Below are 8,597 nucleotides of genomic sequence, written 5' to 3' on the forward strand. Positions count from 1 at the left end.
GGGGCGGGCAAGGCAAGGGCCGTGTCGGCCCCTATTCGGCGAGTTGCGCTTCGAGCCGGGCGAGGCGGGCTTCGAGCTCGGCGATGAAGATATGGGCGTGCTCGAGTTCGTTGAGCATGCGGCCGACCTTGTCGGTCAGGTTGATCGGCTGGTTCTCGATCGTCGGGCCGACATTGGGCAGGTGGCCCATTGCGAACATCCGCTCGGTGTGCTCGGCAATCGACGGCAGGTCGTAGTCGTCGCTGAACACCAGGTCGCAGCCGCCGCCGCAGGTGGTGCCGCCGGTGATGATCTCGCCGGTGATCTCGAGGTTGCCGGTGGCGCCGTAGAGGGTGAGGTGCTTGGTCTTGGCCGAGGAATCCGAGCCCACCGCGCCGGTCTTCATGATGAAGTTGGTGCCTGCGCCGAACGACCACTCGTCGCCGGTCGAGGTGTTGGCCATCACCAGATCGGGCCGGCCGTTGTTGATGAACTCGGCTATGGTGCGGGCGGCGGAGGTGCCGCTGTTTTCCTCGACCTTGAGCTTGGCGGTGCCATCACTGCGCTCGACATGCAGCGAGGCGTCGGGGTTGGTGCCGGCGCCCATGCCGATATCGCCGTCGTCGTCGATCACCAGCGACTGGCTGGGCGCGCCGCCGGCGATGATGCGGAACGGCAGCGTGCTGCCCGAGCTGGCATCGCGGATGAAGAAGCCGGCCTCGTTGCCGGCCATGTCCCAGGTCTGGGGGGTGAACCCGGACGAGCCATCCTGCTGCAGCCGCACGGTGGGGGTGTTGCCGGTCTTGATGTCGATATCGGTCGCCGGCGTCGAGGTGCCGAGGCCGACATCGCCCTGGCTGTCGACCACCAGCGCATTCGACCGGGCCCCGGCGAAGACGCGGAACACGAAACGGCCGGCGGTGGCATCTTCGACCCCGAAATAGCTATCGCCACCGCTGGAGCTGTCATTGGCGTAGAGACGCCAGTCGTTGGCCGGGAAAGCCGCAGTCGTGGACGTATCGTCGAAATGCAGGCGCAGATTGTTTTCCTTCATGCGAATCGTGTCGAAACCGAAAGCCTCCGAGGCAACGCAATCGTTGCCGACACAGAGGCTGCCATCGATGCTGCCACTGCCGATATGGAAGAACACCGCCTGTGCGAAGTTGGGCGTGAGGCAGAGCGCAGCTGCTGCTGTCCATGATAAATATTTGAAGTTAAACATTTTTCCCTCCATCGTTGATGCTTGAAAGCAAGATCAGCGCGGAGATCGAACTTTTGCGACCGGGAAAATTACCTACAAGAACGCGCTGGTCTGAAACTCCGGCACTCAACCAAGATAGCCGGAAAAGAGCAAAAACGACAGACCTTCTCCCCAAGAGAGAAAGTGAAGAGAGAAAACAACCCAGGGAGAATGACTCCCTCAGGCAACGGCGGGCGCGCCCGGAGGTCCCCGGGCGCGATTGCTCAGCGGGCTTCGAGCGCGGCAAGCCGCTTGGTGAGATCCTCAATCACCCGTTGCTGTTGGGCGATGTAGATATGCGCGTGCTCGAGTTCGTTCAGCACCCGGCCGAGCTTGTCGGTGACGTTGATCGGTTTGCCTTCGTGCGTCGGGCCGACATTGGGCAGGTGGCCCAGCGCGAACATCCGCTCGGTGTGTTCGGCAATCGACGGCAGGTCGTAGTCGTCGCTGAACACCAGGTCGCAGCCGCCGCCGCAGGTGGTGCCGCCGGTGGTCAGCGTGCCGGCGAGAACAGCGTCGCCCGAGGACTGGACTTCGAACAGCTTGGTCTTGGCCGAGCTGTCGCTGCCCACGGCGCCCTGTTTCAGGACGAAGTTGGTGCCCGCCCCGAACGACCATTCGCCGCCGGTATCGGTGTTGGCCATCACGATCTCGGGCCGGCCGTTGTTGCGCAGATTGACCAGCGTGCGCGGGCCGGTCACTTCGGCGGCCTCTTCGACCCGGAGTTGCGACGTGCCGTCGTTGCGCCAGACGTGCAGTGGTGCTTCGGCGCCGAAGAATCCGCCGATACCGACGCCGGTGGGGTCGATGTGGAACATCCGATCGTCGGCCCCGGCATAGATCAGGAACGGGGAATCGCCGGTTGGCTGGTCGGTGACCACGAAGCCGTATTCGCTGGCCACGATCCGCCAGCTATAGGGCATGCCGACGGCCTGCCCCAGATCTTCCAGCTTGATCGACGGGTAGCCGCCTTTGGCGATATGCAGCCCGGTTTCGGGCATCGAGGTGCCGATCCCGACCCTACCGTTGGTGCCGACCCAGAGGGTGTTGTCGAGCGCCCCGGCTTCGACGGTGAAGGGGCGCCGGTCGGCGGTTTCGTCGGACACCGTGAAATAGCTCAGACCGCCTGCGTCGTTGTCGTTGAAGAGAAGCGCCCAGTCGTTGTTCGGATAGCCGACGCTGGTGCTGGTGTCGTCGAGTTCGATCCGGTTGCGCTGGTACTTGATACGCAGCGTGGCGCTGGAGGCGTCGTAGGCTTCAACGTCGGCGCAACCGAGGCCCACGCAGAGCTGGCTGCGGATCACGGTGTTCTGGTTGATCACGTTGTCGGCCGCCGCAGACCCGGCCCAGAAGGCCAGCACGAGACCGACAGTGCGTGTAACAGTGCCGGGATGGGAAATAACGCGCATTGGATGAACCTCCTTGCAATGAATTGGCGTGCCAAAAAGGGGCAAAAACAACAAAAACATTCTACCACTTAATAGCGCGAGTCGCACTTTGGCACGCCGTCGCACGGCAGGGCGGACAGCCTGATGACGTCAGTTCTGCGCCCCGGCTTCCAATGCGTCGAGCCGCCGGGCCAGCGCGGCCAGGCCCGACTCCTGGGCGGCGATCCGGTTGGCCTGGGCCCGGTTGTCGCGTTCGAGCTGGGCGATGTAGAGATGCGCGTGTTCAAGCTCGTTGAGCAGTGCGCCGTAGCGTTCGGTGATGTTGATCGGCGCGCCGGGGGCGGTAGGGCCGACATTGGGCAGATAGCCGAGCGAGAACATCGCTTCGGCGTGCTCGGTGATCGACGGCAGGTCGTAATCGGCGGAAAACCCCGCGTCGCAACCGGTCGAGCAGGTCGGGCCGCCGGTGATGATCTGGCCGGCGATCTCTAGGTCGCCGCTGCCGGCGAACAGGGTGAGATACTTGGTCTTGGCCGAGCTGGCGGTGCCGACGGCGCCCTGCTTGAGGATGAAGTTGGTGCCGGCGCCGAATGACCATTCGCCGCCGGTATCGGTGTTGCCCATCACGATCTCGGGGCGGCCGTTGTTCTGCAGGTTCACCAGGGTGCGGGGCGAGGTGGTGGCGCTGGTTTCCTGCACCAGGAACTGGGCCGTGCCGTTCGAGCGGGTCAGATGCATGGCCGCCGACGGGGTGTCGGTGCCGAGACCGATCTTCCCGGTGCTCTTGATGAACAGCGAGAAATTCGTGGCGGTGCCGGGCTCGATCCGGAACGGTTCCAGCCCGCCGTTGGTCTGGTCGATCACGGAAAAGCCGATGTCGTCGGTCAGGATATCCCAGGTTTGGGGGGAGCCGATGCCGGTGCTGTCCTTTTCGAACCGGATCGTCTGGGCGTCGCCGCCCTTCATGTGGATCTCGCGCTGCGGCAGGGATGTGCCGAGCCCGAGTTCGCCGGCATTGTCGAGATAGAGGCCGTTCGCCGGCCCGCCGGCTTCGATCTTGAAGATCTGGTTCCCGGCATTCGAGTCGGTGATGGCGAAGTAGTTGAAGCCGGTGGTCGGGCTGTCATTCGCCACCAGCATCCAGTCGATGAAGGTGCCGCTGGAGGTGGTGTCCTCGAACAGCAGCCGCGGGTTGTCGTCCTTGATCTTCAGGTCTTCGATGCCGAAGGTCTCGCTGCCGGTGCAATCGACCCCGACGCAGAGGTTGCCGTCGACGCTATGGTCGCCGGACAGGACGGTTTGCGCGGCCAACGGGGCCGCGGTGAAGACGAAGGCGGATACGGTGAGGGAACGCAGGACCATGGATATCTCCCCAGATTTTTCCGCGGGTCACGTTTAACGGCCCCCGGGAAGGTGTGTCTGAGCTTAGCGTAGAAAGCCGCAAGTCCGGTGTCAAAAGGGCGCGGCGGTCAATCCATGGCCGCAAGTGCGTGCAGCAGCGCTTCGAGCCGGGCAATCCGGGCATTCTGAGCGGCATCCCGCCGTTCAAGCTCGGCGATGTAGATATGGGCGTGCTCGAGTTCGTTGAGAAGGGCGGCGGAGCGTTCTGTCAGGTCAAGCGGAACGCCGGGGACCGTCGGACCGACATTGGGCAGGTGGCCCAGGGCAAACATCCGCTCGGCATGTTCGGCGATCGACGGCAGATCGTAGTCGTCCGAGAACACCGCGTCGCAGCCAGCCGAACAGCCGGGCCCGCCGGTGGTGAGCGTGCCAGTCAGCACTGCGTTGCCCGCCGGGTCGATCTGAAACAGCCTTGTCTTGGCCGAGGACACCGAGCCCAGCGCCCCCTGTTTCAGGATGAAGTTGGTTCCCGCCCCGAAGCTCCATTCACCGTTGGTCGAGCTGTTGCCCATGACAATCTCGGGGCGGCCGTTGTTTTGCAAGTTCAGCAAGGCGCGGGGGCCGGTGGCGGGGGTCTGCTCTTCGATCCGCATCCGGGCGGTGCCGGTTGCTGAGCGCAGATGCAGCCCGGCCGCCGGCGCGGCAATACCAAGGCCGAGCCGGCCCATCTGGTCGAGCACCAAGGCGCTGTCGGGCGCGCCGGACAGGACGGCAAACGGTACCGTCGCGCCGCTCAGGTCGTGCAGCCGCAGCCCGGCATGATCGCCGGCAATCTGCCAGCTTTGCGGTGTCTGCCCGCCCGAACCGTCCTGTTCGAACCTGAGGCCCGGGGCGGTGCCGGACACCATGTGCAGCGTCGCGCCGGGCAGCGATGTGCCAAGCCCGACGCCGCCGCCCGCCCCGACATGCAACGCGTGCGCCCGCGCGCCGTCTTCGACCCGGAACACCGCACCGACCCCGTCGGCATCTTCCAGCGTGAAGTGGCTGGCGCCGCCTTGAGAGGCGTCATTGGTCAGCAGCCGCCAGTCGCCATCGGGATAGCCGGGGGCGGTCGAGGTATCGTCGAAGAAGATCCCGATGGTTTCGTTTTTCAGTTTGAGCGTGCCGCTGGCATCGAAGCTTTCCGTCGTGGTGCAGAAATAACCGACGCAAAGGTTCCCGATGACGCTTTGGTCACCGTAGAGCGCGTTGGTCTGGGCGTATATTGGCGTGGCACAGGCCGCGACTGCGAGGCCGGCGGCGGCGATCGTCGATCTCATCTCGTCTTCCTTCCCCTGGCCGACGCCAAAGGCGGGAAAGCCTGTCCATGGCGCCGTGCGTGACGACCCATCCGGGAAAACCCGGTATTGATTGCCACTTTGGCGCGATTTTGCGCGGCGCGAGGCCGTCTGTCAAAGCCCCACTGCCGTGGTGCGGTCAGTTCCGGGTGGCCAGAAGGTCTTGGACCAGGGCTTCGAGCCGCGCAATGCGGACCTGTGCCCGGCTGTCACGCGCGGCCAGCGTCGCGATGCGATCGTCCTGCCGGGCGATATAGATATGGGCGTGCTCGAGCTCGTTGAGGATGCGGCCCATCTTGTCGGTCAGATTGACCGGCTGGCCGGGACCGGTCGGGCCGACGGCCGGCAGGTGACCCAGCGCATACATCTCGCGGGCGTGCTCGGCGATCGACGGCAGGTCGTAATCGGCGGAAAACACCGCGTCGCAGCCGGCCGCGCAGGTCGGGCCGCCGGTGATGATCTGACCGGCGATTTCGAGGTCGCCGCTGCCGGCGAAGAGGGTGAGGTACTTGGCCTTGGCCGAGCTGTCGCTGCCCACGGCGCCCTGCTTGAGGATGAAGTTGGTACCGGCGCCGAACGACCATTCGCCGCCGGTATCGGTGTTGCCCATCACGATCTCGGGGCGGCCGTTGTTCTGCAGGTTGAGCAGAGTGCGGGGACTGGTCGTGGTGCTGGTTTCCTCGACGAGGAACTGGGCATTTCCGGCATCGCCATACAGGTGCAGACGCGTGTCCGGCAAGCTGGTGCCGAGACCGACCTGACCGGTGTCGTCAATGGTCAGGGCGTTGTTGTTGTCGCCGGGTTTGATCGCGAAAGCATGAACCCCGTTAGTCACGTCGTTGACCCGGAAATCCAAATCGTTTGCCGAGATCTCCCAGATTTGCGGGGTCCAGCCGCCGGTCCCGTCCTGATCGAGGCGCAGTGCGGGGGTATCCCCGCTGGTGACGTGCAGATGCGCCTGCGGCATCGAAGTGCCGAAACCGATCAGGCCATTGTCGTCGATGTACAGCGCGTTCGATGGGGCGTAGGCTTCGATCTTGAAGATTTGCAGGCCGGAATCGCCGTCCTGGATCGAAAAAGATTCCTGGCCGCTGGGGTGGGCCTCGTTGGCCAGGATCCGCCAGTCGCGTTTCGACGTGTTCAGGCCGGTGGTGGTGTCCTCTAGATGAATGCCAACGACCTCGGCTTTCACCTTCAACGGGAAACTTCCGAAGCTTTCCGAACTGGTGCAGTCCGCCCCGACGCAAAGATTTCCGACCACGCTGTGATCGCCGCTCAGAAGCGTTTGGGCGGCAGCGCCATGTGTCAGAGAAAGGGCCGCGAGCCCGGCGTAGAGTGTGTGTCGCATGCTGCTCTCCTCAAGATTGCCGTTTCGATGCCGTCGGGTCTGTCCCGATGACGGCAAACGAGGCAGTTGTTTTGCAGGTATGTTTCATGCCCGACGCCCCGCAGGTCAAGCCGCGGGGGAGAGTCGGTCAGGATTTCTCTGCAAACCGTGGGCGAACCGTCGGAGTCGGTGCGGGGAGCGGCACAACTCCGGCCCTGGGCCCGGGGCTGTGCCGCGACAGCTTGGTTATTCGCCGGCCGTGTTTTCCAGCGTGTCTAGCCGGGCCGTGAGAGCGGCGATGGCGTCGCGCTGCGCGCGGTTCTCCTGATGTAACTGGTCGATGTAGATATGGGCGTGTTCCAGCTCGTTGAGCATCCGGCCGAGCTTGTCGGAGAGGTTGATCGGCTGGTTCTCGATCGTCGGGCCGACATTTGGCAGGTGGCCCAGGGCATACATCCGCTCGGAATGCTGTTCGATCGAGGGCAGGTCATACTGGTCCGTGAACACCAGGTCGCAACCGCCGCCGCAGGTGGTTCCGCCGGTGGTCAGCGTGCCGGTGATAGTCATGTTGCCCGAATTGGTCAGCGTCAGCTGGGTGGTCTTGGCTGAGGGCAGCGAACCGACCGCGCCGGATTTTAAGACCATGTTGGTCCCGCCGCCGATCGACCATTCGTTGCCTTGCGACGTATTGGCCAGCACCAGATCCGGCCGGCCGTTGTTGACGAACTCGGCCACGGTTCGGGCGGCGGAGGTGGTGGAGAGTTCTTCAACCTTGAGCTTTGCCGTCCCGTCGGTGCGGCGCAGGTGCAGCGACGCCTGCGGTGCATCGGTGCCCATCCCGATCTGATTGTCGCTGTCGATGTAGATGCTGTCTTCCGGCGCGCCGGGTTTGATTCGGAAGACAAGATCGCTGCCGCCGGTGACATCGCGAATGAAGAAGTTGGCTTCGTTGCCGGCGATGTCCCAGGTCTGCGCTGTGAAGCCCGACGAGCCGTCCTGATCCAGCCGCAACGTGGGGGTGTTGCCCTGCTTGACATGCAGATCGACCACCGGTGCGTTGGTGCCGAAGCCGACGCGGTTGGTGCTGTCGACATAGAGTTGGTTCGCGCGGGCCCCTGCCTCGATGGTGAACACGTTTCGGCCTGCGGTGGCATCCTCGATGGCGAACATGTTGGCGCCGCCATTGGTCGACTCGTTGGCAATCAGGCGCCAGTCGTTGTTGGGGAAGCTGGCCGAGTTCGAGGTATCGTCGAAAAACAGGCGAAGATTGTTTTCTTTCAGAACCTCGGTGTCGAAGCCGAAATTCATGCCGGACGTACAGTCGATGCCGACGCAGAGACTGCCCTGGACGATGACATCGGTGACGAAGACCTGCTGCGCGATCGCGCCGCCGGATGTGAGGCCAAGAGTGATGACCGAGGAGAGTATCGTTTGGGTGAAGCGGGCCATATCGCGCGATCCTTTCAAATGAAATTTCAGTCCATCTTGAAAAAAGAAACCGTTTCAGTTCCGCGGCGGGTCTTGCACCTATTGGCCACGGAATACGCTATGCACACACGGTATGCGAAATAGCGCGCAAATCCCAAGGAATTTTGGGGAATGAACGTTTCCGAACTGGAAACGCCCGGCCGGATTTCTGGCCGGGCGAGCATCTTTTGCCGTTTCTGCGCGTCGGCGCGTTACTCGGTGCCCAGATGCGCCTTCAAGGCGCCTAGGGTCGCGGTCAACTCGGCGATTTGTGCCTCTTGGCGGGCGATGCGGTCGTTCTGGCGGGCGATTTCCTGGCCCTGGACGGTAAGTTTATCGTCCTGCTGGGCGATGAAGATATGGGCGTGCTCAAGCTCGTTGAGCATCCGGCCGACCTTGTCGGTCAGGTTGATCGGCTGGTTCTCGATCGTCGGGCCGACATTGGGCAGATGGCCCATTGCGAACATCCGCTCGGTGTGTTCGGCAATCGACGGCAGGTCGTAGTCGTCGCTGAACAC

The 8,597-nt window shown here is 63.6% G+C and carries 7 protein-coding genes; all 7 read right to left on the reverse strand.

Annotation, left to right across the window (positions count from 1 at the left end; translation table 11 throughout):
• Positions 1-31 precede the first annotated feature (31 nt).
• A complete protein-coding gene (locus tag NO357_RS10120; RefSeq protein ID WP_306735530.1) occupies positions 32-1,201 on the reverse strand; it encodes a hypothetical protein in 1,170 nt (389 codons plus the stop codon).
• 242 nt (positions 1,202-1,443) lie between these two features.
• The gene (locus tag NO357_RS10125) at positions 1,444-2,628 is read right to left on the reverse strand and encodes a hypothetical protein (RefSeq protein WP_306735531.1); all 1,185 of its coding nucleotides are present in this window, start codon (positions 2,626-2,628) and stop codon (positions 1,444-1,446) included.
• Between the two features lie 129 nt (positions 2,629-2,757).
• On the reverse strand, positions 2,758-3,969 hold the full coding sequence (locus tag NO357_RS10130; protein ID WP_306735532.1) for a hypothetical protein: 1,212 nt from the start codon (positions 3,967-3,969) through the stop codon (positions 2,758-2,760).
• 107 nt (positions 3,970-4,076) lie between these two features.
• Positions 4,077-5,267 carry a hypothetical protein gene (locus NO357_RS10135; RefSeq protein ID WP_306735533.1) on the reverse strand — a complete coding sequence of 397 codons (1,191 nt, stop codon included), beginning with the start codon at positions 5,265-5,267 and terminating at the stop codon, positions 4,077-4,079.
• Between the two features lie 157 nt (positions 5,268-5,424).
• On the reverse strand, positions 5,425-6,633 hold the full coding sequence (locus NO357_RS10140; RefSeq protein WP_306735534.1) for a hypothetical protein: 1,209 nt from the start codon (positions 6,631-6,633) through the stop codon (positions 5,425-5,427).
• A 225-nt stretch (positions 6,634-6,858) separates the two neighbouring features.
• Positions 6,859-8,061: a hypothetical protein gene (locus NO357_RS10145; RefSeq protein WP_306735535.1), complete on the reverse strand. Its 1,203-nt coding sequence runs from the start codon at positions 8,059-8,061 to the stop codon at positions 6,859-6,861.
• 230 nt (positions 8,062-8,291) lie between these two features.
• Positions 8,292-8,597: hypothetical protein (locus NO357_RS10150; protein ID WP_306735536.1), on the reverse strand; the 306-nt coding region annotated here is incomplete at its 5' end.

The organism is Marimonas arenosa (genome assembly GCF_030848945.1).
Taxonomy (GTDB): Bacteria; Pseudomonadota; Alphaproteobacteria; order Rhodobacterales; family Rhodobacteraceae; genus Marimonas; species Marimonas arenosa.

Coding starts and splice junctions, on each gene's coding strand:
- NO357_RS10120 (WP_306735530.1), bottom strand. CDS start 1,201: ATGTTTAACTTCAAATATTTATCATGGACAGCAGCAGCTGCGCTCTGC.
- NO357_RS10125 (WP_306735531.1), bottom strand. CDS start 2,628: ATGCGCGTTATTTCCCATCCCGGCACTGTTACACGCACTGTCGGTCTC.
- NO357_RS10130 (WP_306735532.1), bottom strand. CDS start 3,969: ATGGTCCTGCGTTCCCTCACCGTATCCGCCTTCGTCTTCACCGCGGCC.
- NO357_RS10135 (WP_306735533.1), bottom strand. CDS start 5,267: ATGAGATCGACGATCGCCGCCGCCGGCCTCGCAGTCGCGGCCTGTGCC.
- NO357_RS10140 (WP_306735534.1), bottom strand. CDS start 6,633: ATGCGACACACACTCTACGCCGGGCTCGCGGCCCTTTCTCTGACACAT.
- NO357_RS10145 (WP_306735535.1), bottom strand. CDS start 8,061: ATGGCCCGCTTCACCCAAACGATACTCTCCTCGGTCATCACTCTTGGC.